Below are 26,276 nucleotides of genomic sequence, written 5' to 3' on the forward strand. Positions count from 1 at the left end.
ATCATTGGTATCCCATGCAACCACGAATTAATGTCGCTCTTAAAGCGGCTCGCGCTGCCGCAGACTTCATCATCCACGCGCAAGAAAAGCTATTGTTCGATAAAGAGCAAGGCTCAAACGCAACAGAAGTGTACAGCAATGTCTGTACTGGCGCTGAAAAAACCATCATCCATCATTTAGCGAAAGCTTACCCTGAAGACACGATCAGCACACGCCTTCAAGGCACAGTGCAAGAAGGTAAAGAAGGTGAGTGGGTCATTGATGCAATTCAAGGTCAGCACTTGTTCACACGTAGTCTTTCAGGCTTTGCAATGACAGTTAGTTACCTAGTTGCGGGTAAAGTTGAGCATGCACTGCTAATCAATCCTTCTACGCGTGACGAGTTCTACGCGAGTAAAGGCCGTGGTGCTTACCTAAACAATTCTCGTATGCGTACAGGTGTTTCACGCTCCCTTGAAAACACAACGCTTGGTACTCAATTCCCTAGCACAGAAACTACTATTGCTTTTGCAGCAGGCCAATTCAAAGTACTTGAAGAAATAGCTGGCAAAGGTGCGCGAGTGGTTATGCAAGACTGCCCTGCATTAATGCTAGCAAACGTGGCTGCGGGTCGCTTAGACGCCGCTTGGGGACTGGACTTACGTGACTGGGAAGTACAAGCACCGCTATTTATCGCTAAAGAAGCAGGCTGTCTATTCTCAGGTTTTGACGGCTCTCCAAGCTATGAGTCTGGTCATGTATTGTGTGCCAACCCACGTCTGTTCAAATACCTACTACCAACTTTGAATAAACAGCTAGGTGCTTAATCGCCTTTAGACACTAAAAAGCCAGCTCAATGAGCTGGCTTTTTTATAAGTAAAATAAACACAGCTTATTTCGCCTTATAGATATTTTCGTAACAGTAATTAGTCGCTTCAACGAAGCCATCAACGCTACCACAGTCAAAACGTCGACCTTTGAACTTATACGCTAAAACGCAGCCTTCTTGAGCTTGGCGTAAAATCGCATCCGTGATTTGCACTTCTCCATTTGCCCCTGGTGGTGTTTCTCGGATTTTATCAAAGATATCCGGTGTTAAAATATAGCGACCAATAATCGCGAGATTCGATGGAGCCTCTTCTTTACTTGGTTTTTCAACCATGTCAGTCACGCGAAATAAGCCTTCACTCATCGATTCACCAGCGATCACACCGTACTTGTGCACCTCGTCTTCTGGCACTTCTTGAATAGCAACGATTGAACAACGGAACTGCTTATGCAGCTTAACCATTTGCGCCATCACGCCGTCGTATTCGCCACCAAAGCATAAGTCATCCGCCAATACGACACCAAAAGCCTCATCACCAACCAAAGACTCTCCAGTAAGAATCGCATGGCCTAGGCCTTTCATCTCATGCTGACGAATAAAAGAAAAGTTTACCGTATCGATTAAATGTCTTATGCCTGTTAAGTACTCTTCTTTTGCTGTCCCTGCAATTTGATGCTCAACTTCATAGCTAATATCAAAATGATCGGCAATTGCACGCTTACCACGACCTGTGACAAACGTAATGTTTTCCAACCCAGCTTCAACGGCTTCTTCTACACCATACTGCACGAGCGGCTTATTGACGACTGGTAGCATTTCTTTTGGCATCGATTTAGTTGCTGGTAGGAAACGCGTACCATAGCCCGCAACCGGAAACAAACATTTACGAATCATAATTATTCCTTATAAAACAGAAAGATGGGCTGCCGAAATCTAACCGCATGGCCAGCCTCATTAAAGTAACACCGTTCGAGTGACACTTTGAATAACCTTAATTAAATGCTTTAACTCATGACTATCTAACTCATACCATCACCAAAGAAAAAGCATTTTAAATTGTTGATTATGACAAAGAGAATTAGCTGACGACTCGAAAGCTCCTCTTTAATTTGTACACAATAAGTCTAAGCACAGACTGTGCCAGACTTTAACATCACCACAAAGCCATAATTGTTGAGCATACTCTCTTCTCTATCTAACCTATAAGCACCTCTATTGATAACAATGCCATAGTGCTAACTCTAAGTACCATAGAGAAACGGCTCTAATAATCCATCCTTAAGCAAAAACATACTCTAGATATATGCTACCAAACTCGTAAAAAGTATAAGTCGATCTCGAGCGACAAGCGCACCAAAATAGAGCAAAAATATTTTAATCTTATGGAACACCTAGTAATTTAGTAAGACGGAAGCCTATGCTGCCATCAAAAATCTATCACTACTTGACCTATAAGGAAGCAATAATCATACACTTTAAATCGACTTGGTTAACAGTGAAGCCATATAACGTTCATTAGCTTTACAACGGGTTGACTAAAATATGAAGTGAGATTGTTTCGGTAGAAATTGATGGGCAGTTTTTTGAAGGCAAAAATATTTCAAGTTAATAGAACGTGAAATTCAGTTAAAATATTTCACCTTAAATACCCACAAAGTGACACAAGCTAGATTGTTCGATGTACTAGTAAATATAGTTAACACCGAAATAACGTTGGACCTAATAAAGTATAAGTGGATCCATCAAAACAAAGAAATACCCCTTCCCCTACAGAATTTAGCTAAACAAAGCGTCACGTTTGCTTTATTAGGCTAGATACTCTTTGTCCTGATTTCACCAAAACCATTTTGATTTTATAGAGCTAATAACTAAGACGCTCGGCTGAAGTGTTTACCAAGCAGTGCATGATAGAACTGATGATCACCCAACACACCGACACACTGACCATTCTCTTGCAAGACGATCGGTTGCTTAGTCTGGTAGCGAATTTCTACCGCATCGCGCATGGAAATATCGACTGGCACAACAACGATCGTATTTTCAGGCATATTCTCTATGTCCATACTGTCATCCCATTTACTGAGTGCAATGTTCTGACCATGAGACAAGGCTTCTTTTAAAACGCCTGCTTGTATATTAAGAGAAAGATGCTCACTCACATGATACAAGTCATCTAGCTGCGCCACTTGATCCAGTGGGGTCATCAATGCATTACCGCGAAGAACATTGAGTGGATTCGTATGCGCTACGAACTTTTCTACGTATTCCGTAGCTGGGTTCAAAACAATCTGTTCAGGCACATCTTCTTGAATGATTCGAGCGGACTCCATAATGGCAATTTTAGAGCCGATTTTTAAAGCTTCATCCAAATCATGGCTTACAAAAATGATGGTTTTCTTTAAGCGCTTTTGCAGTTCAATCAATTCATCTTGCAATTGCGAGCGAATCAGAGGGTCCAAGGCAGAGAACGGCTCATCCATTAATAAAATGTCTGAATCCATAACAAACGCCCGAGCCAAGCCTACTCGCTGACGCATACCACCTGAGAGTTCATCTGGCTTCTTATCGCGCCAGTCATAAAGGCCTACCATCTTCAGCTGTTTATTGGCACGCTCTTCGCGTTCTTTTTTGCCCATGCCTTGCATCTCTAAACCAAATGCCACGTTTTCAAGCACGGTCATCCAAGGCATTAAAGCAAAGCTTTGGAATACCATTGAAACTCGGTTAGTACGCATATGACGCAGTGTGTTTTCATCACATTTCGCCATATCAATCATACGCTCACCGTCTTTCACTAAGCAGCGACCTCTGGCTACTTTATTCAAGCCGTTTACAGCACGTAGTAAGGTTGATTTACCTGAGCCGGAAAGCCCCATCAGAACACAAATTTCACCCTCTTCAACAGAAATCGTAGCATCTTGTACACCGATAACATCACCAGTCCGCGCTAAAATTTCAGCACGACTCATTCCTTTATCAAGCAGTCGTAATGATTCAAGCTTCTGATTACCAAAAACGATGTCTAAATTTTCAATTTGAACCATTGGCATAACTTAGCCCTCCGCTTTTGAAGATGGTGTTTTACAGATACGATCGAGCATGATGGCCACTAGTACAATCGCCACACCTGCTTCAAAGCCTTGAGAAATGTTTACTGTATTCAATGCACGTATAACCGGTTTACCAAGACCATCAGCGCCTACTAATGCAGCGATGACCACCATAGATAAAGACAGCATAATACATTGCGTGACACCGGCCATGATGCTTGGCATCGCCGCTGGTAATTCAACTTTGTACAACAGTTTTGCTTTCGTGCAGCCAAAGGCTAGACCGGCTTCGCGTAGTTCATTTGGCACTTTACTGATACCAAGGTAAGTCAGACGAATTGGCGCGGCAATGGCGAATATAATGGTTGATATCAGCCCTGGGACATAACCTAGACCAAATAGAATCAAGGTTGGAATCAAGTACACAAATGTTGGAATCGTCTGCATTAGATCCAAAATCGGACGCAGCACTGTGTACAACATTGGACGGTGAGCAGCCGCAATACCAATCGGTACACCGACTAATACACTGATTGTCGTGGCTGTAATGACCAAGACGAGCGTTTGCAACGTTTCTTGCCAGTAGCCAAGGTTCATAATCAACATAAATGACGCGGCAACGAATATCATGATGCCAAGACTACGATGTAACCACCAAACTAGGGCTAACACACAGGCCACGACAGCAAATGGGTTCATCCATTCTAGGCCATCCACCATGCTAAAAATCAGGGTTTCTAAAGTAACGGAAATAAAATCAAAAAAGAAAGAAGCGACATCAATCAACCAATTTACAAAGGTCTCCATGGTATCGCCGAGTGGAAGCTTGTGTTCTGTTAGCCAATTCATATGAGGGTCTCCAAACAACTTACATCTAGCAGTAGACGCCGCTCAACACGGCGTCTACTTGATCATTTAAACGAAAATTGCTTCGTTATAGACCCAGAGAGCTTTTTACAGCTGCGACGCCATCACCACCAGACGTTGTTTGCACACCGTCTAACCATGTATCTAATACGGCTGGATTCGCTTTTAGCCATTTTTGTGCGGCGATTTCAGGTTTATCACCATCATCCAGAATCGCACCCATTACCTCATTCTCCATTTGAAGAGAGAAATTAAGGTTAGTCAGTAACGTACCTACGTTTGGACACTCTTGAAGGTAGCCTTTACGTACGTTGGTGTGTACGTTAGCGCCGCCGTAGTTTGGTCCAAAGAAGTCATCGCCGCCTTCTAAATAAGCCATATCAAAGTTAGCGTTCATTGGATGTGGTTCCCAACCTAGGAAGACAATCCATTTATCACGGCGAGCATTACGACTCACCTGAGAAAGCATGCCAGCTTCACTCGACTCAACAAGCTGGAAGTCGCCCATGCCGAAAGCATTTTGGTCAATCATATCTTGGATTAGGCGGTTACCATCGTTGCCTGGCTCAATACCGTAAATACGGCCGCTGAACTCACGTGCGTGTTTCGCGATATCAGCAAAGCTTTTAACGCCACCATCATAAGCGGCTTGGCTCACTGCTAGCGTGTATTTCGCACCGGTTAAGTTTGGCCCTAAATCTTCAACCGTACCCGCTTTGAGGTACGGCGCGATATCCGCTTCCATCGTTGGCATCCAATTGCCTAGAAAAACATCGATATCGTCATTGGCAAGAGACGTGTACGTAACCGGTACAGATAGAAGTTGTGTCTTAGTTGAGTAACCTAAACCTTCTAATACTGTCGAAGTGATCGCAGTCGTGGCTGTGATATCTGTCCAACCTACATCTGAGAAACGAACGGTAGAACAGTCCGCAGCAGCAAATGTAGATGCACCCGCGATGCATACAGCAAGTGTAGTGTGTTTCAAATTCAACATAATCTATCTCCTATGGATACATTGTTAGAGTGCAGCAAAAGCCCCTCTAAATTTAAAAATTGGTTCACACGCTACCAAGTCCCCATCCTTGGAGGGTTACTCATTACGGCTGCTTCAAAACCAGTGAAATGTATTCATTGATTCTGTCAGCTGCATGCTGATTGTCTATGCCGCCGGCTAGAGAGCCGCGTAGCCACATACCATCAATCATCGCAGCCACCGTGAAGGCAATCTCTCGTGCACGCTCTTTTTCAAAGCGTTCACGAAATACAACCACCAAGCAACTCAGTAAGCGACGTGAATATACTTTCTGTAATCTATACAACGCTGGCTTGTGCATGGCCGATGCCCAAAATCCCATCCACGTTTTAACCACTTGCGGTCGTGTCTGAGATTGGCTAATACTGGCTCTTACAATCGCCATCGCCTTTTCGAAGATATCGCCATCACGAGTAAGGTATAACTCGCTGTGCAGCACTTCAAAAAACTCTTTAATTAGGCTACGCATCGTAGCTTCGAGCAAACCATCTTTCCCACCGAAATAGTGATTGATGATGGCTGGTGAAACACCTGCCTTTTTGCTGATTACGCTAACCGTCGCGCCAGGAAAACCATGTTTATCAATAGCTGTAATGGTTGCTTCAATAAGTTGCGGTTTTCTAATTTCTGGCATTCCAACTTTTGGCATTTGAATCCCTTTTTGTTAAACAACCATTTAATAAAAACTATAGTAGTCACTTTGCTCAGGAATGGTCAACCCTTAATAGCTCTAAATAGTTCATGTTGCGCTTGCACAATAGCTGCTAAGTCTTGAATCACAAGGCATTGCGCCCGAAAAAAAAATTTAACTTTTTTCCTTGACCCTTATCAAGGTCAGCGCAATGCTTGAAATTCAACAGTACAATTTATCCAAAAACGTCATAAACAACCTATTTAGTGTTTCTACTTCTTTGAGTTATGGCACTATGAAATTAAATACTAGATGAATAACCCATATACCACACAAGGAGTTTATATGAGTCAGGAGCCTCAGTTCGATGAAATTATCGACAGAAAGAATCATAACAGTGACAAATGGACTAAATATTCTTCTGACGTTATTCCTATGTGGATCGCTGACATGGATTTCGATGCACCTAGCTGCGTAAAGGATGCATTAGCTAAGCGAGTTCAAGAAGGAGTCTTTGGCTATACCTATGCCCCAAAATCACTCAGCCAAGCCATTCTAGATCACTGTGTAAAACACTATGATTGGCAACCATCAGCTGCACACTTAATACATTTACCTGGACTCGTATGTGCACTGCATTTGTGCGTTAGAGCGCTAACCGAGGAAGGTGACCGGATCATTGTGCCTAGCCCAGTGTATTATCACCTCACCAAAGCACCAGAAATGTCTGAACGATCGCTAGACAAAATACCTTTTGTACTCAAAGGAAATCGCTGGTCTGTCGACTTGGGGAGTTTGGAAGAATCATGCAAAAAAGCAGACGCAAAGATGCTGCTTTTATGTAATCCTCATAATCCTGGCGCCACGGTTTACACAAAGGATGAGCTGATTGCGATTCATTCAATCGCTCAACGCCATGATTTATTAGTAGTTTCTGACGAAATCCATTGTGATTTAATCTTATCGGATGCGAAGCACATCCCGTTTGCTAGCTTGAACGAAGACGCAGCACAACGCAGTGTAATCTTAATGGCTCCATCAAAAACGTTTAACATCGCAGGGCTTTGCTATGCCTTCGCCGTTATTGCCAACCCAACTCTGCGACAGCGCTTCAAAAAAGCGCGTGAAGCGCTGATTCCTGCACCAAACTTGTTAGCCTTGGTTGCAGCCGAAGCCGCCTATAAGGACGGCCAAACTTGGCACGAAGCCTTATTAAGCTATTTAAAAGGTAATCGCGACTATCTGCAAGAAAGGATTCAAGGCAGCCGAATCAAAATGGCAGATCATGACGCGACCTATTTAGCATGGCTTGACGTACGCGAATATGACCTTGAAGACCCACATAATTTCTTTTTAAAAGCGGGTGTTGGTATTTCTGATGGATCAGGGTTTGGCGCACCGGGCTTTATTCGCCTAAACTTTGGTTGTTCAAGATCACAATTAGAACAAGCCATGAACCGTATTTTGATTGCTTTAGAATCTGTGTCGTAACCTCTATAAATCAGTCGTCAACGTACGCCATGACCTTTATCATGTAGGAGGTTCGTATGTTGACGACCTTAAAGGAACGCGCATTAGAAAGTCTTAGTCAAACACCATCACTTGAAGTAAGCACGCATTTAGACACACTAAGTGAATTAATTTTTGCCATTGCACCGACTGCAACAATACTCTCAGAGAAAGGTTTTGAAGTGTTTTATCTTTTGGAGGACTGGGCTTTTGCTCTGGTTCCCCACCAACATAATCTCAGCCTTTACCATGCTAGCGACTTAGACATATCCAGCTTTTGTGAACGCTTAAAGAACGTCCACCTTGGTGATCATTGCATCTTGTTTGATGATTTAGACAACGTAAACTTGAATGTTCTAGTGGAACTTTTAGCGTTGTTGAAGGTCGACATGGTAAGAAAACATCAACTAGATCAAGCACTCCATTAATAAAAGTAGTGTAGACTAGCCCTATCGACCGTGATGACGGATAGGCATGATTGATTACCAACTGCGTATATTGTTATTTCTACTGTTTGTCTCAGCACTCCTGAGCTGGCAGTATTTTGTGCCTCGTAAAGCCTTATCCCTATGGCGAATACGCTGGCGACACAACCTAGGGCTGCTGCTTGTAGACGCCCTGCTTGTTCGTTTGTTTCAACCACTGCTGCTAGTTGGCATTGCTTTTTTACCCGCTGCCGCTTTCGCCCCCCTTCAATACCTCCCTAGTAGCCTCTGTTTCATCGCATCGCTTGTTCTTTTAGACCTTTTAATTTATTGGCAACATCGTTTGTTCCATTATGTACCTTGGTTATGGTGTTTGCATCGAGTGCATCACAGCGACCCTGAGCTGGACACAACGTCCGCAGTTCGCTTTCATCCCTTAGAAATAGCGCTTTCGTTAGTCATTAAAGCACTCGCAGTTTGGCTGTTTGGTATTTCTGCCGCCGCCATATTAGTGTTTGATATTCTTTTAAACAGCTTGGCGATGTTCAACCATACCAATGTTCGTTTGGGTAACAGACTAGAGCCCTTGGTAAGAAGCCTTATTGTAACCCCTGACATGCACCGTATTCATCACTCTCGTATCCCTCAAGAAGCCAATAGTAATTTCGGCTTTTGTTTAAGTATTTGGGACCGTTTTTTTAAAAGTTATACCGCACATAGCCAATCTGGAGATCATCACCTCAACATTGGGTTACCTCAAACCGCACGCTACGCTCCAGCCACCTTTATAGAATTGCTTAAAATGCCCTTTTCCTTAAATATTAGAGAAAAGGACAATCCGCCATAGGAGATTGAAATGTCGTATTACACATTAAGCGCTAAGGAAGCCCGTATTATTGGTTGTCTGATCGAAAAATCCATTGTTACACCCGATCACTACCCCATGAGTATTAATGCGCTAACTAATGCCTGCAATCAAAAGTCCAGCCGAGATCCTGTGCTGGAATACACCGACTTTGAAGTACAAGACGGCATTGATGGTCTCGTCGAAAGAAGCTTAGTCACAGAAATCTTTCATCACGGCAGTCGTGTCCCAAAGTATCAACATCGATTCTGTAACACAGAATTTTCTGATTTACAGTTTGATGCCGGAGAAACAGCCATCATTTGCTTGCTGTTGCTACGCGGGCCACAAACACCTGGAGAACTTCGCTCTCGAAGTGGACGCTTACATACGTTCAAAGGTGTACCAGATGTAGAGCAAGCTTTAGTAAGCCTTAAAGAGAAAACTAGTGGTCCTTTTGTTGAGCTGTTACCTAGAGAGCCAGGCAAACGAGATGCTCGCTACCAAGAACTATTCTGCAGTCAAAGCAACATCACTGAAACTAATGCCACAGACTCTTTTGAAATGAACGCGCCACAAAGTGACTTACAAGATAGAATAGATGCGTTAGAACAAACTGTCGCCGATTTATCCGAACGACTCGCTGCGTTAGAAGCTCAGACTGAACTATAATGCACTATTACTTTTCACTCACTTATTCCACTTAGGAGCCTCCCATGAATGAAGTACGCTGGGGAATTATCGGAACCGGAGTCATTGCGCAGTCTTTTGCAGCAGACTTTGAGTACGCTAAAACAGGTACCCTGCGCGCCGTTGCTTCGCGCTCGAAAGAGGCCGCTGACGCATTTTCGGAGCGCTATAACATTGAGCTGTCCATGGTGGATTACTACTCTTTGATTAATAGTCATGAAGTCGATGTTATTTACATCGGTGTGCCTAATCACCTGCATTATGAGCTTACCAAAGCGTGTATCCTAGCAGGCAAACATGTTTTGTGCGAAAAGCCATTTGCTCTTAATCAAACACAAGCAGCTGAGCTGTTTGAGCTGGCTAAAAAGCATAATGTCTTTGTCATGGAAGCCATGTGGACACGTTTTAACCCGACCATTGATCAAGCACTTGAATGGGTTGAAGAAGGTGAAATTGGCCCACTACAAAGCATTCAAGCCAGCTTCTGTTTTGTTGGCTCTAAAGACCCTGAAAACCGACTGCTGAATCGTGAATTAGGCGGCGGTGCGTTATTGGATGTGGGTATTTACCCTATCTTTCTGGCGCAACTGTTCTTTGGTAAGCCTGATTTTATTCAGAATCAAGCATTGGTTGGAGACACAGATGTGGATGTGTTTGAGCAATTACTACTCGGCTGGGACTCAGGCCAGCTGGCTGCGCTCGAATCATCGATCATTAGCCAACAGCCAAATCGTGCAGTATTGTCTGGCAGCGATGGCTACATTGAGTTTGGCAACAACTGGTACGAAACTAAATCGCTCACTTTGGTAAAACATGACGGTGCAGAGCGCTCTGTAGAGTTCGACTTTCCAGGGATGGGATATCAATTCGAAGTGGAAGAGGTAAACCGCTGTATTGAAGAGGGATTAAACCAAAGCCCAAATCACAGCTGGCAGGACACTCTAGATTTACTTGCGAGCATGGACGAAATTCGTGAAGATATTGGCGTCTTTTACCCAAATGAGCCAGAGCCATGTGACTGTGACCATGATCACGACATCGAAGAGCATCATCATGAACATGGCCACCACAAACACTAATCGTCACTTTGTTTGTGAGCCTTAGCCCAACAAACGATGGGCTAAGGCTATGCTTAATGGCACTGTTACCAACGACATGGCCGTTTGCAGAGTAATAAAGGCAGCCATTCGGTCTGCATCCCCCCCCAATTGTTTTGCTAACGCATAAGCAGATGTCGCCGTTGGCACGATGCCAAATAACAATGCGACGTAGGCTGGCAAGCCACTGATTCCCAGCCACCAACACATCACCAATACCACCCCAGGAAAGATTAAGAAACGGCCTAATGCCGATAACCAAAACGTCATACCTACGGCTTTAATCGTAGTTAATCTTACCCCTGCCCCTACTGCTAGTAGAACTAATGGAAGTGTGGCCTGCGCCAACATTTGCGCCATATCTGATGCAACAGGAATCGGTGTCAGCCCTAAAGCATTTAAACCAAGCCCTAACACAATGGCCATAATGAGTGGGTTCTTAAGCAACTCCTTCGAGATAAGCTTAATCAATGACTGCTGACGTTGACCATGCATAGACACCATACTGACAACTAAAAACACATTTACGGATGGAATCAATACGGCCGCACCTAATGCAGCAAATACCAAACCTTCAGCGCCATACACTCTTTCTGCCAATGCTAACGTGATAAACGTATTGAATCGCACTGCCGCTTGCAGCATCGATGTCGCTGTTGGATTAGGTACCTGTAGTAGGCGGGCCAAGAGCATAATAATCGCTGCCGTCACCAGCAATGCACTGACCAACACTAGGCCGTAACGCCCCAGCATTGGGTTAGAAAAATCGATCACACTGGTTTTAGAAAACAATAAGGCAGGGAATAAACACCAATAAACTAATTTATCTACACCTTGCCAAAAACCATCAAATGGAAAACGTTGACGCTGCAGTAATACGCCCATCACCAACAGTAAGAAAACAGGCAAAATTGCCTCAAATAACGCCATCAGGACCTCTTAACATCTATTAAACTGATAAAATCTCTCTAAATATTGCATTTTAAATTTATTTTTTCGATAGATAGACTACTACTATATGCCCTCATGAGCTTCAAGATAAGGAGTCTATTATGATTACTGTGCGCCCAGCTAGTGAACGAGGCCAAGCCAATTTTGGTTGGCTGAACAGTTTCCACACTTTCTCTTTTGGTCACTATTATGATCCAAATCAAATGGGGTTTTCATCGTTGAGAGTCATTAACGACGATACAGTTGAACCTAACATGGGCTTTGAAAGGCATGGACACAAAGATATGGAAATCATCAGTTTAGTCACTCAAGGTACGATTGCTCACAAAGACAGTACCGGCAATATTCGGGAGCTACCTACTGGAGAGTTTCAGTTAATGTCTGCGGGATCAGGCATCTACCACAGTGAGTTTAACGCTTCGCGCACAGAAGATCTGAAATTTCTTCAAATTTGGATTCAACCCAATTCATTTGGAGGCAAGCCAAGCTATCAGCAAAAAGGCTTTGGTGAGTCAGAGGGCTTTACCGCCATTATCTCGCCAGATGGCGATCATGGTACCTTACAAATCAAGCAGGATATGTCACTGGTTCAATTGGTGCTGGAGACATCCGAAGAAGCCTATTGGCCAACCGTCAAAGGCCGTCGATACTATGTTCATGTTGTGGAAGGTCAAGCACGAATTAAGAATGATCTACTGTTGCGTCAAGGAGACGGCGCTAAAATAGAGCAATTGAATGATATTCACTTTTTAAAACACTCTAATCGATTTAAAGCCATTATATTTGATTTGCCTTAGTACTGAATAAAAGAAGGTTGCGTTAGTAGGTTTTCCACTTGCTCATCAGTGAGTGGTTTCGCAAATAGATAACCTTGCCCTAAGTCGCACCCAAATTCACGTAGAATCGCAGCCTGCTCGGTGGTTTCGATACCCTCTGCAACCACCTTAATTTTAAGTTTATGAGCCATGGTAATGATCGCTTCACATAGGTCCTTTTCCATACCTTCTTGAGCCATATCCTGTACAAATGAGCGGTCAATTTTAATGTAATCAATATCAAGGCGATTTAAATAAGCCAGCGCAGAGTAGCCTGTTCCAAAATCGTCTAGAGCAACATTGATACCCTCATCACGAAATGCCAACAGCTGCTCAGACACAGACTGAGTATGATGCATGAGCATATTTTCTGTAATTTCTAAACTCACAGCTTCACCAGGAACGCCGACTTGATGTAAATAGCCAAACCACTGGCTAATGTGATTATCTGGAGAGGTGATTTGAAACGGCGAAATATTCACACTGACCATCAAGGATGGTGAATATTGCGCTCGCCAAAGCGCTAGCTTTTTAACCGACTCTTTAAATACGAAATCACCAATCTCTGAAATTAATCCAGATTCTTCGGCAATCGGAATAAAATAGTCCGGAGGGATCAAGCCTCGTATTGGGTGCTGCCACCTTACAAGGGCCTCAAACTTAATGACCTCTTGGCTGTGTAAATCTAAGATAGGCTGATACATCACAAAGAGCTCATTACGAACCATCGCTTGTCGCATATCTGCAATGAGTGTCTGACGTTCAATGGCTTTTTCATACAAGTCTGACGTAAAAAAACGGCATCGATTACGTCCGGACTCTTTTGCAGCATACATTGCCTCATCGGCAAACTGCAGTAAAGACTCAGGCTTAGTACTGTCTTCGGGGGCCACCGTAATCCCAATACTCGCCGATATATAAACTTCATCTTCATAAAGTATGTACGGCATTGAAATTGCTTTCAGTATGACTTTTGCTAGAGTTTCTAGGTTATCTTTGGTGATGTAAGAAGGAATCAATATTGTAAATTCGTCACCGCCAATACGGGCAAGTTCACATCCTTCCAACATGCAAGACTTCAAGCGTTTGGAAACTTCCCTTAATAAGTGATCTCCCCATTGATGCCCATATAGATCGTTTACGTCTTTGAAGTGATCTAAGTCTAAATACATCAGTGCGAACGGCTCATTTTGTCGTTTAGCGACTTGAGACATCTGCTGTAAACGAGCCTTAAACGCACGCCGATTACCCAAATCCGTTAGAGGGTCCTGATTCGCCTGCTTAGCCACTTCTTCACGAGCTTCATAGCTCTCTTTAAGTGCTGCATCCAAACGCCTATTCGTCTTTGATACATACAACACAATAATCAACAAAACTAAAAAAATACTGATCGAGACCGAAGTCACTAAAATTATTTCACGCCAATTCTTCTTAGCCTCATAACGATACAGCACCGCATTTAAATCAACGGGGTCATTTAACTTATTCAGTCGTTCGTAAATATCTAAAACAGATGCCCAGCGTGCTTCATTAAGATGACCAATTTCAATGATATCAGGTTGTATAAGTTCGAAAACTTGTTGTGCTTCGAACTCTAAAAGCGCCCGACTGTAGTCGCTTGCATAAATGGTCATAATCCACTGAATGACAATATCAGGGTACTTGAGTGCGTATTGCCAACCCTTCAAACTGGCTTCTCGAAAAGCTCGAACGCGATCAGGCCGCAACGACACTTCCTCGTCTGAAGTAAATAGATTGTCACCCGAAAAATCGATACCTACGCTGCGCGGCGAAAATACGCGATAAGGTATGCTTTGTTTTGCCAGTAAATAGGGCACATGGATGCTACTTGCACTCATGATATCCACATTGTTATTGATAAGATCTTTGACGTCGTGGGTATGACGCATGAAATTTAAGTTATATAACTTAACGCCTTCCTGCTCCAGATACAGTAATAGTTCATTGGAAGCAGCATCTAGCATCACGCGTTTGTTCACCCAATCTTCAAAGCTTAGAATATGATCACTGGAAATAAAAATCATTGGCGAATGTTGAAAAATTACGGCCAGAATTTGAAATGGTCGCCCACGGCTTCGCTCGATGAGAATCGAGCTGTCACCAACACCATAGTCCGCCTTTCCTGTGGCCACTTCACTGTACACATTCGTAATCGCGTTACCTGGAATCACATCCACATCTAAGCCTGCATCGCGATAGTAGCCAAGTTGCTGAGCGGCGTAATAACCAGCAAATGCAAAACTGTGCTCTCGCTTTAATTGAAGACGCACATTTTCATTGACCGAAAAAACTAAGCCACTCATCAATGACAAAAGTAAAAACAAGACCGTTTTAATCAAAAGGACTCCAAAAGGCCACCAAATCTGGGTGACTCTCAGCATAGCGTTCTAAAAACACGCCAGTAAGATGACAGACTTACATTTCAATTCAAAAACCTAAGATTAGAACGAACTTCTAACACTCTCTACCCCTATTCCACATTTACTAACGTTAAACGTACAAATAGACACATGAGTTACAATCAATAAATAAAATTTGCTTCACATCACTTGTATTCAAAAACATAAAAGATATGCTTTAAGACTTAAAACATAGGGATAAAAAATGCAACCGATTGATTTTAAAGACTTAGGCTGCCAAGAATGCGCACAAGGCTGCGATTTAGGTTTTGATTTCAGCATGGCGTTGCAACCTATTGTTGATGTTGCAACTCGTACTATTTTCGCGCAAGAAGCACTCGCTCGAGGGTTTAATGGGGAAGGGGCAAGAGAAGTATTTAAACACGTAAATGATACTAATCTATATCGTTTTGATCAAAGCTGCCGAGTCAAAGCCATTCGCTTGGCGGCACAGCTTAACGTGGACTCCTATTTGAGCATCAACTTTTTACCCAATGCCATCTATCGTCCTGAGCTTTGTATTCGAACGACCTTGGCTGCGGCTGAAGCATACGCCTTTGATAAAACCAAAATTATTTTTGAGTTCACTGAAAATGAGCGCATTGTCGATCAAAAGCACCTAATTAACATTATCAGCCACTATGAGAAAATTGGTTTTCAAACAGCCATCGATGATTTTGGTTCAGGTTATAACGGCTTAGCCCAACTGGCGGATTTGAAGACACAAATAACCAAAATTGATATGGAATTAATTCGTGATATTGATAAAGATCCTGCTCGTGAAATCATCGTGCGAAACATGGTTAAGATGTTGACAGAGTTAGGCCAAAGAATCATCGCTGAAGGGATTGAAACAGACGCAGAGTACCGAGTTCTTCGTGATATGGGCATCACCTTATACCAAGGTTTTTACTTCGCCAAACCTGCTTTCGAGTCTTTAGCTGATGTGTACTGGCCGGACTAAAACGCCTGAATTCAATTAGCGAAACAGGCGCTTTTAAACACAATCATCGAAACAAGTTCTATCAGCTATTTAGTTTATAAATACCTTCACGCTGACATTCACCAGACAGTTGCCACATCATGTGCTCATCTGTCATTTGACGTAAGTTTTCTGTTTTACAATTCTCAACATTCGCTTCAAATGCATTTTCAGAATCAGGCGATAGAATCACTAAAAATGCAACCGCTAACACGCCTGCCATATATAAATACTTCATAGCTCCATTCCCTTCACATACAGCGTTTTTAAACAATAAAACTCTTTAGAAACAAGCAAACCGTAGCTAAATATTATTTAGCACTCACTTATTTATAATCCACTCTTTCTAGGTCGAAATCAATGAATGAAAACTGTTTTTGTTTAAAAAGGATGTAAGGAACCTTACTCAAAACTTAAAGTGATGCTCGTACTAAAAGGTTTCTTGGCGTCAATGCTTTATCACAAAATTTTTCGATCGTGACATGATAACCTGATTCTTGCAGTTTAAGTGCCCTATCTAAAACTAACCACAGTTCCAAAGGACGTCGAAAATATTGGCTCACAGCTTCCACTTTTTGCACGTGTTCACTGCGCAAATAGCCTAATGCTTCAAAACCATCAAAAGGTATCTCTGATACATACGTTTGTAGTGCTTTCTGCTCTGCAGCCCACAGCGAAAACACCTCAAATCCTTCAGTTAATAACGATTTAGAGCACGATGGAATTGTAAGGTAACAGTCATTTTCCGTTACCTTACGCTGCCAGCTATCAAACCCTAAACGATAGGCTAACTCTATTCTTTTCAACCGTTGTTCACGTCGCCCCGCGGTAGACACTTGTTTCACAGCCAATGTTAAATTCTCTTGGCTAAGCTGTATCCGCGCCTGCTGCCCTAGCTTTGATAAGGGCTGATACTGCGCATACTGAGTCAAGTGATAACAACATGGAGAAATCGCCAAGTAAGCGAGCCCCTCCTCAATCGCTTGCTCTATTAGTGTGGTATGCAAATCGCCGCAAGCATGGAGTGCAACAGCGCTCTTCGCGCTTTTAAGCGCTGCTTTTCCCTCTCCTTTTAATACGTCTACTTGAGTGAAATGCTGCGATAATTGACGCTGCTCTGCTTCTTTCTGGCCCGCTTCACAGAGCTCAGCCTGCCACTCTACACTGTGTATCGACACATCATGCTGATAAGCCAGCAACTTACCTAAATGCCCCTTTCCAGCACACCACTCCAAGACTGGAGAGAGTGGCTCAATACAGTTAGAAAAAGCGGCTATCTGCTCCCATTTTCGGCCTTTAATACCAGCGCTGAAATAGTTGGGCGGCAAAGATAAATCAACATAAGACAACGCCTCCCATTCAAATATAAAAGGTTCAAACCCTTTTATATGATCGTATAAAGCTTGTTCAACAGTGGACTCAGTTGGACAATTTCTCTGCTGACTTAGCCAACTACACAGATTTGGCTCAGCCATCTGCCAAGGCCAATTTATGGAGTGGAAACTGGATACATTCCATAAATGCCTATGTTGAAACAGCCATAAATCCAGCGATTGAAATAACTCGCGATAATGGGAAGGATGAGAAAGCAATTTTGAAGTGTTCAATATTTTGTACAGTTTACCAAGAGTTTGCATTTATTAGCACATAAGTGAATTGTATTTTAGCGTCAAACGGGCAGAATATGGCAATCATTTCAGTCCCTAATCACGTGAACTTTACGAAACCAGTAAGGAAAGCACTCATTATGTTCAAACACCTAAAAGCCGTACCTGGCGACCCATTATTGGCGCTGATCGTTGCGCATCAACAAGATACAAACCCTAAAAAAATTGATTTAGGTGTGGGCGTATACAAAGACGATTTTGGTCGAACCCCTATCTTGGAGTCTGTGAAGAAAGCAGAAGCACTAATGGTATCGAACGAAGAAACTAAGTCTTACCTAGGTGTTTACGGCGATGCGAACTTCGCTCCGCTTATTCAAACACTATTGCTTGGCAATGACAGCGACATCATTAAGCAAAAGCGTATTCAGTCCTCTCAAACACCTGGCGGTACTGGCGCTCTAAAAGTTGCAGCCGACTTTATTAGCGCAAACCTTAAAGGTGCTCGCCTATTTGTTAGCGACCCAACATGGGGTAATCATGTCTCGATCTTTAATTCTGCAGGTGTTGAGGTCATTGATTACCCTTACTACGATGCACAAACTAACGATGTACGCTTTGATGACATGATGGCGTTTTTGAACGCTGAAATGAAAGAAGGCGATGTGCTATTACTGCATGCTTGCTGTCATAACCCAACGGGGGTCGACCTTAAAATTGAGCACTGGCAGGCACTCACAGATTTCGTCAATACACGTCATGTATTACCACTGGTGGATGCGGCTTACCAAGGATTCGGTGACGGTTTAGATGAAGATATGGCAGGCTTGCGTCACATGGCTGAGCGCGTGCCAAATATGCTCATCGCAAACTCATTTTCTAAGAACTTCGGTATCTATCGCGACCGCTGTGGCGGTCTTAGCGTAATTGCCGAAAGCAGTGAAGAAGCCAGCAACGCTTTCTCTATTATTGGTCAAGCTATTCGCGCAAACTACTCAATGCCACCGGCACACGGTGCGACAGTCGTTTACACGATTATGAATAGCCCTGAATTGCATGCTCTTTGGGAGCAAGAAGTAACGCAAATGCGTAATCGCATTAATGGCTTACGTGGTCAGCTTGTTGAAAAACTGGCTGCATCAGGTGTCAGTAAAGACTTCAGCTTTATTGCCAAACAACGCGGCATGTTCTCTTACTCGGGCTTAACACTTGAGCAAGTGCGAAAACTGCGTTCAGACTACTCTATCTACATCGCCGATACTGGTCGTATGAGTGTAGCAGGCGTAAGTGATAGCAATATTGACTACTTATGCGAATCGATTGCTAGCGTCGTTGGCTAGGATATCTTCTAAATTGTCATAAAAAAGGGCCCCTAAACAGTGGCCCTTTTTAGTTAATGGAGAATACGCGATGAGCCATCACTGACTTGAGAAATTTGTATCTCAGGGTGGTTGTGTTGCGCTAACCTCATAATAGAAGGCTCTAAACTTTCACGCCAAAAAGTGACTTCGGCATCACTCATTGCATTCAACTTTTCCCAACCGCCTGGTGTACCGAACAAACGTACACTTGCAAGGACATCATCAAGAAAATCACGATCCCCAGAGTGATTAATACCTGTCAAACGAGCTCCTCTCATAAATCCAGCACACCAATCATCAATGATCACTGTCACATGACCTTGCTGATCATCATGCTCTAAATACACAGGACTTAAGGTGCTGTTAAATAAGCCATCAATAGCTTCTAAGTGCAGCAGCATAACGAGTCCGTAAAACTCGTCCTCTTCATCTTGCTCATTCCATTTAGGCTGATCTTCTTGTGATCCCCATATTGCTGGAAACCAATCCGCTGGCGCCAATAAATCTTTACTACAGCCAATAGCGGTTACAAAACCGTCCAGCTCAGATACGGTGATAATTGCACGCTCCGAGCCATAATTCTGCAGGTAGTAATCTAAGCGCTCGTACATTGCCTCAACCGGCAAGGAATCATCTTGCATGGTACGTCTCTATTTTTTGAGTTCAGGCACTAATTGTAATCGTTTTTAAAGGATTACGCAGGGGAAGCGTCTATGTCAGCCGCTAGAAATGCGGCTGACATAGGGAAATAAAGGTCAATTAGTTACCTTTTGGATAGATACTGATCTCAACACGACGATTACATTGACGGCCTTGGCTCGTCGAGTTATCACAGACTGGGGAACTTTCGCCCATTCCCATCGTCGATAAACGATTTGACGCAACATTCTGGCCCATTAAGTAACTACGTACTGAGTCCGCACGCTTTAAGGAAAGTGTCTTGTTGTACTCTTCACTGCCTGTGCTGTCAGTGTGACCAGTGATCATCAACACTGTATCAGGATATTCAACCAGTATGCGTGCTACACCATTTAGCGTTTTATAAATAGACGAATCTAGCATGGAAGAGTCTGAGCCAAAGCCGATACCATTTTCCATCACCAATACCAATTGGTCTTGACCCACACGACGAACCTGAACGCCTGAATTACGTAACTCTTCACGCAGCTCAGCTTCTTGACGATCAAAGTAGTTACCCACACCGGCACCTACTGCACCACCAGCAACCGCACCAGCCAGCGCACGGTTTCGTCTCTCTTTTGCATTGTCCCCAGATGCTAATCCGGCAATTACACCAGATACAGCACCAATGATTGCACCTTTAGATGTTGAATTCATTTCAGTCTCGCCAGTCGTTGCGTTTTCACGTTGTGTAGTCGTTTGACAACCACTCAACACGGCAGCGATTGATAAAATAGCGATTGAGCTTTTAAGCTTAAACATAATTGTTCCTATCTTGTTGTTGTGAACATCCACTGATAAATTAGAAAACTAACTTGCTAGTATAGATTTGGAAAAGTAGAACAAAAGCATTCTGAGTCAGTTTGACGGGTATTTTTTATATCCATTAGAATTCTTTACACATTACCGCATACTATTATTTTCGATTTTGTTGCCGTAGTTACGATTGTATGGAGACAAAGGCAAGTTATAGCGCTATACACTACAGTTTAAAAAACATAAAAAAACAGCGCCTGAGCGCTGTTTTATATTAATCCACTATGGCGAGATTGCCGTAAGTTTCTAGCCAAGATTTTCGGTCACTGGCTCGTTTCTTCGACAGTAACTTGTCTAATACTTCATCAGTAGACAGCGGATCTTCCATCGTAAGCTGAATTAAACGGCGAGTATCGGGTGCCATGGTCGTTTCACGTAACTGAGAAGGATTCATCTCACCCAAACCTTTGAATCGCTGTACATTAGGCGTACCACGCTTATTTTCAGCTTCAAGCTTATGAAGGATGATGTCTTTTTCTTCATCATCTAGAGCGTAGTGTACTTCTTTGCCCATATCGATACGATACAAAGGTGGCATCGCTACAAACACATGACCCTGTTTAACCAATGCAGAGAAATGCTTCACAAATAAGGCGCACAACAGTGTCGCAATATGCAAACCATCCGAGTCCGCATCGGCTAAGATGCAAACTTTACCGTAGCGTAGTCCAGACAAATCATCCTCTGCCGGGTCCACACCAAGCGCCACGGAGATATCATGAATTTCCTGAGACGCTAACACTTGGCTTGAATCCACTTCCCAAGAATTTAAGATCTTACCTCGTAACGGCATAATCGCCTGAAAATCTTTGTCACGAGCTTGTTTTGCAGAACCGCCTGCCGAGTCACCCTCTACTAAAAAAAGCTCACTAGTTCGACCATCTTGTCCGGCACAGTCGGCTAATTTACCAGGTAAAGCAGGCCCTTGCGTGACTTTTTTACGCACAACTTTCTTGCTCGCTCGCAGACGTTTCTGCGCGCTGGAAATTATCAGTTCAGCGATTTTCGTACCGTCTTCAACGTGTTTATTAAGCCACAAGCTAAAGGCATCTTTTACCGTGGCAGATATAAACGCAACGATTTGTCGAGAAGACAAGCGCTCTTTGGTTTGACCGGAGAATTGAGGCTCCTGTAATTTGGCTGACAGAACATAACTACAGCGGTCCCAGACATCTTCCGCCGTCAGCTTAACGCCACGGGGCAACAAGCTGTGAAAATCACAGAACTCACGAATCCCTTCTAACAGCCCTGTGCGTAGACCATTTACATGGGTACCGCCTTGCGCTGTAGGAATCAAGTTGACATAGCTCTCTGTGACTAGCTCCCCACCTTCTGGCAGCCATTGAACGGCCCAATCAACCCCTTGCGTAATTTCAGTTTGCCCGCCCATGAAGGGCTCTTCTGGTAATAGATCAAAGCCAGCGTTGGCTTGTAGCAAGTAGTCTTTTAAACCGTCTTCAAAAAACCACTCTTCGCGCTCTTCGCCGGCGCCACTTTGATCAATAAAAATGACATGTAAACCCGAGCACAACACGGCTTTGGCTTTTAAGAGGTGCTTAAGGCGAGACAACGAATATTTACCGCTGTCGAAATATTTTGGATCTGCGGAAAACTTGACGGTGGTACCAGAGTTTTTCTTGCCTACCGTGCCTACTTCAGCCAACTCAGAGACTTTATGCCCATCAGCAAAGCCAATATGATATTGCACGCCCGCACGCTTAACCCACACTTCAAGTGAGGTCGACAGTGCGTTTACAACGCTCACACCAACGCCGTGTAGCCCCCCTGAAAACTGGTAGTTATCGCCCGAAAACTTACCACCAGCATGAAGCTTTGTAAGGATTAATTCAACACCCGATACCCCTTCTTCAGGATGAATATCCACCGGCATACCACGGCCGTTGTCTTCGACGCTAACAGAGTTGTCTTTATGCAATGTCACGGTGATGCGGTCAGCATGACCAGCAATCGCTTCATCGACAGAGTTGTCGATGACTTCTTGAGCCAAGTGATTGGGACGTGTGGTTTCGGTATACATCCCTGGGCGCTTCTGTACAGGCTCTAGCCCGCTGAGAACTTCAATGGATCCAGCATTATATTCTTTTGCAGACATCGGTACTTCCAGTTTCGGGGCGGCAAGCCGCCAGATAAAGCAATATTGAAGAGAGTCTATAACGAGGGAGAAATGGAGGCAAATGCCTTAAAAAACCATCCGTTAAAATTCGTTCTGAAATCCCACAAAGCGCAAGATATCATCAATGAACCGTTCAAATCCGATAAAGCTGTGATTACCACCCGTTTCACAAGTAACTCGCTGCACATCGGCAAATCGCTCTAGTGCAGCTTTGTAGTTCAAGACTTCATCTTGCTCTTGCAACATGAGCCATACTTTTTGGGGATGATAATCTGAGCGAACAAGACGCTCCAACTCTTCAATATGATCCTCAGCTAACTCATAGGTCTCGTTGGTATAAGGGTTAATTTGCTCACCAAGATAATCGCGCAGCAATACGGGAGCCTCAACGGCAGGGTTGACGAGCACCGCATGAAGATCGTATTTAATACTCAAGTAGGTACTGTAAAACCCACCTAAAGAGCTTCCTACCAATGCCACCTGATGGCCCTTTCCATGCAGCTCTTCAATGATGTCTTCCAATAACTGGATCGCCTTTGCGGGCTGCCAAGGTAAGCGAGGGCAGAAGAAGTACTCCTCTAGCCCTAGGTACTGCATACGCGCTTTTAATTGTTGCGATTTAAACGATAACTCGGAACTATTAAAGCCATGTACGTAGAGTAAAGTAAGCATAAAAAAGTGTTAGGCAAACTGAAAATCTGGTAGTTCGTAGAAACGATGGCCGTGTTTAAGGCACAACTCTAGAAAATCCGCTAACTGCTGATTTAAACGAAATTTCTCATCTCGGTGATGCATATCATTGTTAGGATAAGGATAAGCGCCTTTGTAGTGTCGATGCCCATCGGTAATCTCTGCTATGCCAACATCGTGATACAAACGAATCGTCATCACGAGTTCACTGCTAAAAGGCAGTTTAATCGCGATTTCTGGAGCAAAGGTGAGTTTTAATTGGGCGGTATAACGGCTCTCCTCTACTAACTCAAGGGACAAACGGCTTTGCTGCCCAGCAGTATGAATAGTGAAGTGCCAAGCCGTATCGTCTTCATAGCCACGTACGAGCTTGCCTAAGCGACGGTAATTTAACTCGCCTAGCATTTGTAGCTGTACTAAATTTGGAACGTATGGTTGTGGCATGATGTTTTCTCGAATTAACCGTTTTAATAATTTTGTAGACCATTTCCCTTCTTAGTGGATCCATTTTCCTGAATTTCAACATTAGACCAGTGTAGTACATCCGTCGACATGGATCGATCTTTGTCAGTCCAATACTGGTTAAACCAATCGTAGAAGGCTTGTTTTTCTACCTGATCATTCATATTTTTGAACGAGTCAGGCAGTCTAACTGAACGAGCCTTTACCTGAACTGTCGAAACTTGACCACACAACAAATACCAAAATGAATTGCGATCGTCACCATAAACGATATTCAAGTCTGTGACTTCATGAAAGCACCCCGGCATTGTTTTCAATACCCGAAATATACCGCCTGCTTTTGGGCATAATAGGTGTTTATAAGGTGAGGCTTGCTGGCGATGTTTACGAGCACTGAACCTCGTCCCTTCAGCAAAGGTCATGATCGTACTTGGCTGCGACTTTAATGGCTGACAAGCCTCTTCTGTCGCACGGACATCGTGTAATGCTAAATCAGGGTGCTTTGCAATGTTTGCTTTGCTATACCGCTTTACTTGTGGAAAACCCATTATCTTGGTCGCCGAGCCAACGAGAGGCAACCACGCCAAGCTATCTTTCATAAAAATACGCGGCATTGGCATGCGCCCTTGGACCTGCATCAAAACAACAAATGCGTCCACCCAAGAACGATGATTGGCAATCACTAGATGCCAAGTATCGGGTCGTTTTATAAGCTGTTGGTCCAATTTCCAATGCATCCCTAGCATATACCGGAACCACCACTCACATCCTTTTACCCAAGCTCGATAACAGTTTTCACAGGCTACTTTAGATCGTTCTGATGGACCGTTTAGGAGTATTTGCAACAGCGCAATAAAATGAATGATCACACCCCAGAGGAGTATATTCAAACATAAGAATATAAATGACAGCAGCCCGATTAAGGGCCGTGTAAACGCCCACGGAAGTAATTTCGTTAACACGCGTCTAATTACCGGTTAACCAAGTTTGTTTTAGCTTGTGTCCATTAAGCGCAAACCATTGAAGCCCCATAATAGCACTCGCATTAACGATTTCTTGCTCCAGCAGAGGTAATACATCGTCTACATCGAACAAGTGCAACTTGATGTCTTCGTGCTCTTCGTCCAGCCCTTGCGTCGCATCAAGGTCAACCTTCGATGCATCTATTTCACCTGCGTACATACGCAAATGCTCAACAAGCCCCCCAGGAGAAGGCACAAAGCGCATCATATATTCCAATCGTTTGACTTCCACACCCGCCTCCTCAAAGGATTCACGGCGTACAACCTCTTCATCAGACTCACCCGGCTCAACCATCCCCGCAACAAGCTCCAGTAGCCACGGCGACTCATGCTCAGGCAAACAGGGGCGAAATTGCTCAATTAGCAATAACTTATCCAGTTTAGGGTCAAACAAAAGCACACAGATAGCATCGGCACGCACCATCATTTCTCGGGTCATTGTCTCGGACCATTCCCCATTGAATTTACGGTGACGCAACACGCGCTTGTGCATCTTAAAAAAGCCATCGTAGACAACTTCATCTTTCTCAATGTCCACATCACTTTGTTGATACGTAGGAATATATTTCATGGCTCTTTGTCCTTGTCATACCACTCTTTTGGTGGTCGATAACGGCTGTCATCTTGTTCTTCAGGCGCTTCTGTTTGATCTAAATCGAGCGCAGGTTCTATGTATTCATCTAATATCATGTCACGTTTAGACTCTTTGAAATAGCGAGCCTCATTAAACGTAGTCACCACATGGGGGTACAGTATGGTCGTGGCGGAAATAAACATACCATTCACAACGGCTTCGGGAAAAACAAAAATGGGTAAGTAACCTAAGTACTCTTCGGCGCTTAGTTTTAATTCAAATTCACCAAACAGCTTTAACGCTACAACCGCTACCAGTGATGATACCGTCGTACTAACAACACAGCCAAAGAACCCCGCCCCTAAGATAAACACAAATGGATTGGACGGTTTGAAACGCTCAATAAAACAATGCATCCACCACGTAAGCGCCACGGGGATGGTCACATTGAACATAAGGTTTACGCCGTAAACTGGCCATTGGTTCAGTGCCCAAAACAAGTCGACGCTTTGCGCCACAATACCCGCGACAATGGCTAACGGCCAACCGAAAAACAAGGTTATCGTCGTCATTCCAATAAAGTGGATGATCACGCCCACATTTAAATCAACGCTCATTTGCCACAGCAAAACTAAAGCAACGACAGCCCCTAAAAAACGGTTCTGCAACCTGCCATCATGCAGCAATGTTGACCATGGAACAGAGACAAACGCTCGCCCTACTATTAAGATGGCAAACAACCAACACACCCATTCAAAACCTTGGCTAAATAGCTGACTAGTGAAGTTCATTTGCACTCCCTCGTAA

Annotated in this window: 26 protein-coding genes; 9 read left to right on the forward strand and 17 right to left on the reverse strand. The window is 43.6% G+C overall.

Going from position 1 to position 26,276, the window contains the following annotated elements:
* Window positions 1–14: 14 nt before the first annotated feature.
* On the forward strand, window positions 15–806 hold the full coding sequence (locus AYW75_RS12310) for an inositol monophosphatase family protein (RefSeq protein WP_067099850.1): 792 nt from the start codon (window positions 15–17) through the stop codon (window positions 804–806).
* 65 nt (window positions 807–871) lie between these two features.
* Here AYW75_RS12310 and galU read toward each other — a convergent pair whose 3' ends face one another.
* The 5 genes from galU to betI all read right to left on the reverse strand — a co-directional run bounded on the left by galU (window position 872) and on the right by betI (window position 6,410).
* On the reverse strand, window positions 872–1,702 hold the full coding sequence (gene galU / locus AYW75_RS12315; RefSeq protein WP_067099852.1) for a UTP--glucose-1-phosphate uridylyltransferase GalU: 831 nt from the start codon (window positions 1,700–1,702) through the stop codon (window positions 872–874).
* A gap of 974 nt (window positions 1,703–2,676) precedes the next feature.
* The gene (gene choV, locus AYW75_RS12320) at window positions 2,677–3,858 is read right to left on the reverse strand and encodes a choline ABC transporter ATP-binding protein (protein WP_067099854.1); all 1,182 of its coding nucleotides are present in this window, start codon (window positions 3,856–3,858) and stop codon (window positions 2,677–2,679) included.
* Between the two features lie 3 nt (window positions 3,859–3,861).
* Window positions 3,862–4,707 carry a choline ABC transporter permease subunit gene (gene choW / locus AYW75_RS12325; protein ID WP_067099856.1) on the reverse strand — a complete coding sequence of 282 codons (846 nt, stop codon included), beginning with the start codon at window positions 4,705–4,707 and terminating at the stop codon, window positions 3,862–3,864.
* An 85-nt stretch (window positions 4,708–4,792) separates the two neighbouring features.
* On the reverse strand, window positions 4,793–5,722 hold the full coding sequence (locus AYW75_RS12330) for a choline ABC transporter substrate-binding protein (RefSeq protein ID WP_067099858.1): 930 nt from the start codon (window positions 5,720–5,722) through the stop codon (window positions 4,793–4,795).
* Window positions 5,723–5,825: 103 nt separating this feature from the next.
* Entirely contained in the window at window positions 5,826–6,410 is a 585-nt protein-coding gene (gene betI / locus AYW75_RS12335; protein ID WP_067099860.1) for a transcriptional regulator BetI, read from the reverse strand.
* A 327-nt stretch (window positions 6,411–6,737) separates the two neighbouring features.
* On the opposite strand from betI, the gene AYW75_RS12340 reads away from it, so the two are divergent.
* From AYW75_RS12340 to AYW75_RS12360, 5 genes are read left to right on the forward strand one after another with little or no spacing between them, the layout of a single operon-like run.
* Complete coding sequence (locus AYW75_RS12340; RefSeq protein ID WP_067099862.1) at window positions 6,738–7,883, forward strand: MalY/PatB family protein; 1,146 nt, start codon at window positions 6,738–6,740, stop codon at window positions 7,881–7,883.
* Window positions 7,884–7,939: 56 nt separating this feature from the next.
* The gene (locus AYW75_RS12345) at window positions 7,940–8,329 is read left to right on the forward strand and encodes a hypothetical protein (RefSeq protein WP_067099864.1); all 390 of its coding nucleotides are present in this window, start codon (window positions 7,940–7,942) and stop codon (window positions 8,327–8,329) included.
* Window positions 8,330–8,375: 46 nt separating this feature from the next.
* A complete protein-coding gene (locus AYW75_RS12350; RefSeq protein WP_067099866.1) occupies window positions 8,376–9,173 on the forward strand; it encodes a sterol desaturase family protein in 798 nt (265 codons plus the stop codon).
* Window positions 9,174–9,182: 9 nt separating this feature from the next.
* Window positions 9,183–9,842 carry a YceH family protein gene (locus AYW75_RS12355; RefSeq protein ID WP_067099867.1) on the forward strand — a complete coding sequence of 220 codons (660 nt, stop codon included), beginning with the start codon at window positions 9,183–9,185 and terminating at the stop codon, window positions 9,840–9,842.
* A 44-nt stretch (window positions 9,843–9,886) separates the two neighbouring features.
* Entirely contained in the window at window positions 9,887–10,939 is a 1,053-nt protein-coding gene (locus AYW75_RS12360) for a Gfo/Idh/MocA family protein (protein ID WP_067099869.1), read from the forward strand.
* Between the two features lie 21 nt (window positions 10,940–10,960).
* Here the strand turns inward: AYW75_RS12360 and AYW75_RS12365 are convergent, their stop codons facing one another.
* Complete coding sequence (locus AYW75_RS12365) at window positions 10,961–11,887, reverse strand: AEC family transporter (protein WP_067099871.1); 927 nt, start codon at window positions 11,885–11,887, stop codon at window positions 10,961–10,963.
* A 122-nt stretch (window positions 11,888–12,009) separates the two neighbouring features.
* Here AYW75_RS12365 and AYW75_RS12370 point away from each other — a divergent pair, with 122 nt between their 5' ends.
* Window positions 12,010–12,705, forward strand: a complete 696-nt coding sequence (locus AYW75_RS12370; RefSeq protein ID WP_067099873.1) for a pirin family protein — start codon at window positions 12,010–12,012, stop codon at window positions 12,703–12,705.
* On the opposite strand, the gene AYW75_RS12375 is transcribed toward AYW75_RS12370, so the two are convergent.
* Window positions 12,702–15,083 carry an EAL domain-containing protein gene (locus AYW75_RS12375; protein WP_067099875.1) on the reverse strand — a complete coding sequence of 794 codons (2,382 nt, stop codon included), beginning with the start codon at window positions 15,081–15,083 and terminating at the stop codon, window positions 12,702–12,704. The genes AYW75_RS12370 and AYW75_RS12375 overlap by 4 nt on opposite strands.
* Before the next feature lie 265 nt (window positions 15,084–15,348).
* Between AYW75_RS12375 and AYW75_RS12380 the strand changes: the two genes are divergently transcribed.
* Entirely contained in the window at window positions 15,349–16,107 is a 759-nt protein-coding gene (locus tag AYW75_RS12380) for an EAL domain-containing protein (protein ID WP_067099876.1), read from the forward strand.
* A 61-nt stretch (window positions 16,108–16,168) separates the two neighbouring features.
* Here AYW75_RS12380 and trbK read toward each other — a convergent pair whose 3' ends face one another.
* Window positions 16,169–16,363 (reverse strand): entry exclusion lipoprotein TrbK, encoded by a 195-nt coding sequence (gene trbK / locus AYW75_RS12385; RefSeq protein WP_067099878.1) that lies wholly within the window; start codon window positions 16,361–16,363, stop codon window positions 16,169–16,171.
* Window positions 16,364–16,538: 175 nt separating this feature from the next.
* Entirely contained in the window at window positions 16,539–17,600 is a 1,062-nt protein-coding gene (locus AYW75_RS12390) for a methyltransferase (RefSeq protein ID WP_231886206.1), read from the reverse strand.
* A gap of 272 nt (window positions 17,601–17,872) precedes the next feature.
* On the opposite strand from AYW75_RS12390, the gene AYW75_RS12395 reads away from it, so the two are divergent.
* A complete protein-coding gene (locus tag AYW75_RS12395; protein ID WP_067099881.1) occupies window positions 17,873–19,069 on the forward strand; it encodes an amino acid aminotransferase in 1,197 nt (398 codons plus the stop codon).
* Between the two features lie 53 nt (window positions 19,070–19,122).
* On the opposite strand, the gene AYW75_RS12400 is transcribed toward AYW75_RS12395, so the two are convergent.
* The 8 genes from AYW75_RS12400 to AYW75_RS12435 all read right to left on the reverse strand — a co-directional run bounded on the left by AYW75_RS12400 (window position 19,123) and on the right by AYW75_RS12435 (window position 26,260).
* Window positions 19,123–19,731, reverse strand: a complete 609-nt coding sequence (locus AYW75_RS12400) for a UPF0149 family protein (RefSeq protein WP_067099883.1) — start codon at window positions 19,729–19,731, stop codon at window positions 19,123–19,125.
* Window positions 19,732–19,849: 118 nt separating this feature from the next.
* Window positions 19,850–20,533, reverse strand: a complete 684-nt coding sequence (locus AYW75_RS12405; protein ID WP_067099885.1) for an OmpA family protein — start codon at window positions 20,531–20,533, stop codon at window positions 19,850–19,852.
* Window positions 20,534–20,801: 268 nt separating this feature from the next.
* Window positions 20,802–22,700 (reverse strand): DNA topoisomerase IV subunit B, encoded by a 1,899-nt coding sequence (gene parE, locus AYW75_RS12410; protein ID WP_067099887.1) that lies wholly within the window; start codon window positions 22,698–22,700, stop codon window positions 20,802–20,804.
* A 102-nt stretch (window positions 22,701–22,802) separates the two neighbouring features.
* Window positions 22,803–23,393 carry a YqiA/YcfP family alpha/beta fold hydrolase gene (locus tag AYW75_RS12415; protein ID WP_067099889.1) on the reverse strand — a complete coding sequence of 197 codons (591 nt, stop codon included), beginning with the start codon at window positions 23,391–23,393 and terminating at the stop codon, window positions 22,803–22,805.
* Window positions 23,394–23,402: 9 nt separating this feature from the next.
* Entirely contained in the window at window positions 23,403–23,855 is a 453-nt protein-coding gene (locus AYW75_RS12420; RefSeq protein ID WP_067099890.1) for a DUF1249 domain-containing protein, read from the reverse strand.
* Between the two features lie 23 nt (window positions 23,856–23,878).
* Window positions 23,879–24,835 carry an acetyltransferase gene (locus AYW75_RS12425; RefSeq protein WP_197478950.1) on the reverse strand — a complete coding sequence of 319 codons (957 nt, stop codon included), beginning with the start codon at window positions 24,833–24,835 and terminating at the stop codon, window positions 23,879–23,881.
* Between the two features lie 4 nt (window positions 24,836–24,839).
* Window positions 24,840–25,466: an NUDIX domain-containing protein gene (locus tag AYW75_RS12430; protein ID WP_067099894.1), complete on the reverse strand. Its 627-nt coding sequence runs from the start codon at window positions 25,464–25,466 to the stop codon at window positions 24,840–24,842.
* Window positions 25,463–26,260, reverse strand: a complete 798-nt coding sequence (locus AYW75_RS12435; RefSeq protein ID WP_067099895.1) for an energy-coupling factor ABC transporter permease — start codon at window positions 26,258–26,260, stop codon at window positions 25,463–25,465. The genes AYW75_RS12430 and AYW75_RS12435 overlap by 4 nt, the downstream gene beginning before the upstream one ends.
* Window positions 26,261–26,276 lie beyond the last annotated feature (16 nt).

It is taken from the genome of Marinomonas atlantica (assembly GCF_001639725.1).
GTDB classification, from domain to species: Bacteria; Pseudomonadota; Gammaproteobacteria; order Pseudomonadales; family Marinomonadaceae; genus Marinomonas; species Marinomonas atlantica.

Bases quoted from the DNA above. Each gene is read 5' to 3' on its own strand.
- AYW75_RS12340 (WP_067099862.1), top strand. From the start codon at position 6,738: ATGAGTCAGGAGCCTCAGTTCGATGAAATTATCGACAGAAAGAATCAT.
- trbK (WP_067099878.1), bottom strand. From the start codon at position 16,363: ATGAAGTATTTATATATGGCAGGCGTGTTAGCGGTTGCATTTTTAGTG.
- AYW75_RS12330 (WP_067099858.1), bottom strand. From the start codon at position 5,722: ATGTTGAATTTGAAACACACTACACTTGCTGTATGCATCGCGGGTGCA.
- AYW75_RS12345 (WP_067099864.1), top strand. From the start codon at position 7,940: ATGTTGACGACCTTAAAGGAACGCGCATTAGAAAGTCTTAGTCAAACA.
- AYW75_RS12415 (WP_067099889.1), bottom strand. From the start codon at position 23,393: ATGCTTACTTTACTCTACGTACATGGCTTTAATAGTTCCGAGTTATCG.
- choV (WP_067099854.1), bottom strand. From the start codon at position 3,858: ATGCCAATGGTTCAAATTGAAAATTTAGACATCGTTTTTGGTAATCAG.
- AYW75_RS12390 (WP_231886206.1), bottom strand. From the start codon at position 17,600: ATGGCTGAGCCAAATCTGTGTAGTTGGCTAAGTCAGCAGAGAAATTGT.
- AYW75_RS12435 (WP_067099895.1), bottom strand. From the start codon at position 26,260: ATGAACTTCACTAGTCAGCTATTTAGCCAAGGTTTTGAATGGGTGTGT.
- AYW75_RS12395 (WP_067099881.1), top strand. From the start codon at position 17,873: ATGTTCAAACACCTAAAAGCCGTACCTGGCGACCCATTATTGGCGCTG.
- AYW75_RS12370 (WP_067099873.1), top strand. From the start codon at position 12,010: ATGATTACTGTGCGCCCAGCTAGTGAACGAGGCCAAGCCAATTTTGGT.
- AYW75_RS12405 (WP_067099885.1), bottom strand. From the start codon at position 20,533: ATGTTTAAGCTTAAAAGCTCAATCGCTATTTTATCAATCGCTGCCGTG.
- parE (WP_067099887.1), bottom strand. From the start codon at position 22,700: ATGTCTGCAAAAGAATATAATGCTGGATCCATTGAAGTTCTCAGCGGG.
- AYW75_RS12350 (WP_067099866.1), top strand. From the start codon at position 8,376: ATGATTGATTACCAACTGCGTATATTGTTATTTCTACTGTTTGTCTCA.
- AYW75_RS12310 (WP_067099850.1), top strand. From the start codon at position 15: ATGCAACCACGAATTAATGTCGCTCTTAAAGCGGCTCGCGCTGCCGCA.
- AYW75_RS12360 (WP_067099869.1), top strand. From the start codon at position 9,887: ATGAATGAAGTACGCTGGGGAATTATCGGAACCGGAGTCATTGCGCAG.
- AYW75_RS12430 (WP_067099894.1), bottom strand. From the start codon at position 25,466: ATGAAATATATTCCTACGTATCAACAAAGTGATGTGGACATTGAGAAA.
- choW (WP_067099856.1), bottom strand. From the start codon at position 4,707: ATGAATTGGCTAACAGAACACAAGCTTCCACTCGGCGATACCATGGAG.
- AYW75_RS12380 (WP_067099876.1), top strand. From the start codon at position 15,349: ATGCAACCGATTGATTTTAAAGACTTAGGCTGCCAAGAATGCGCACAA.
- AYW75_RS12400 (WP_067099883.1), bottom strand. From the start codon at position 19,731: ATGCAAGATGATTCCTTGCCGGTTGAGGCAATGTACGAGCGCTTAGAT.
- AYW75_RS12420 (WP_067099890.1), bottom strand. From the start codon at position 23,855: ATGCCACAACCATACGTTCCAAATTTAGTACAGCTACAAATGCTAGGC.
- AYW75_RS12365 (WP_067099871.1), bottom strand. From the start codon at position 11,887: ATGGCGTTATTTGAGGCAATTTTGCCTGTTTTCTTACTGTTGGTGATG.
- AYW75_RS12355 (WP_067099867.1), top strand. From the start codon at position 9,183: ATGTCGTATTACACATTAAGCGCTAAGGAAGCCCGTATTATTGGTTGT.
- galU (WP_067099852.1), bottom strand. From the start codon at position 1,702: ATGATTCGTAAATGTTTGTTTCCGGTTGCGGGCTATGGTACGCGTTTC.
- betI (WP_067099860.1), bottom strand. From the start codon at position 6,410: ATGCCAAAAGTTGGAATGCCAGAAATTAGAAAACCGCAACTTATTGAA.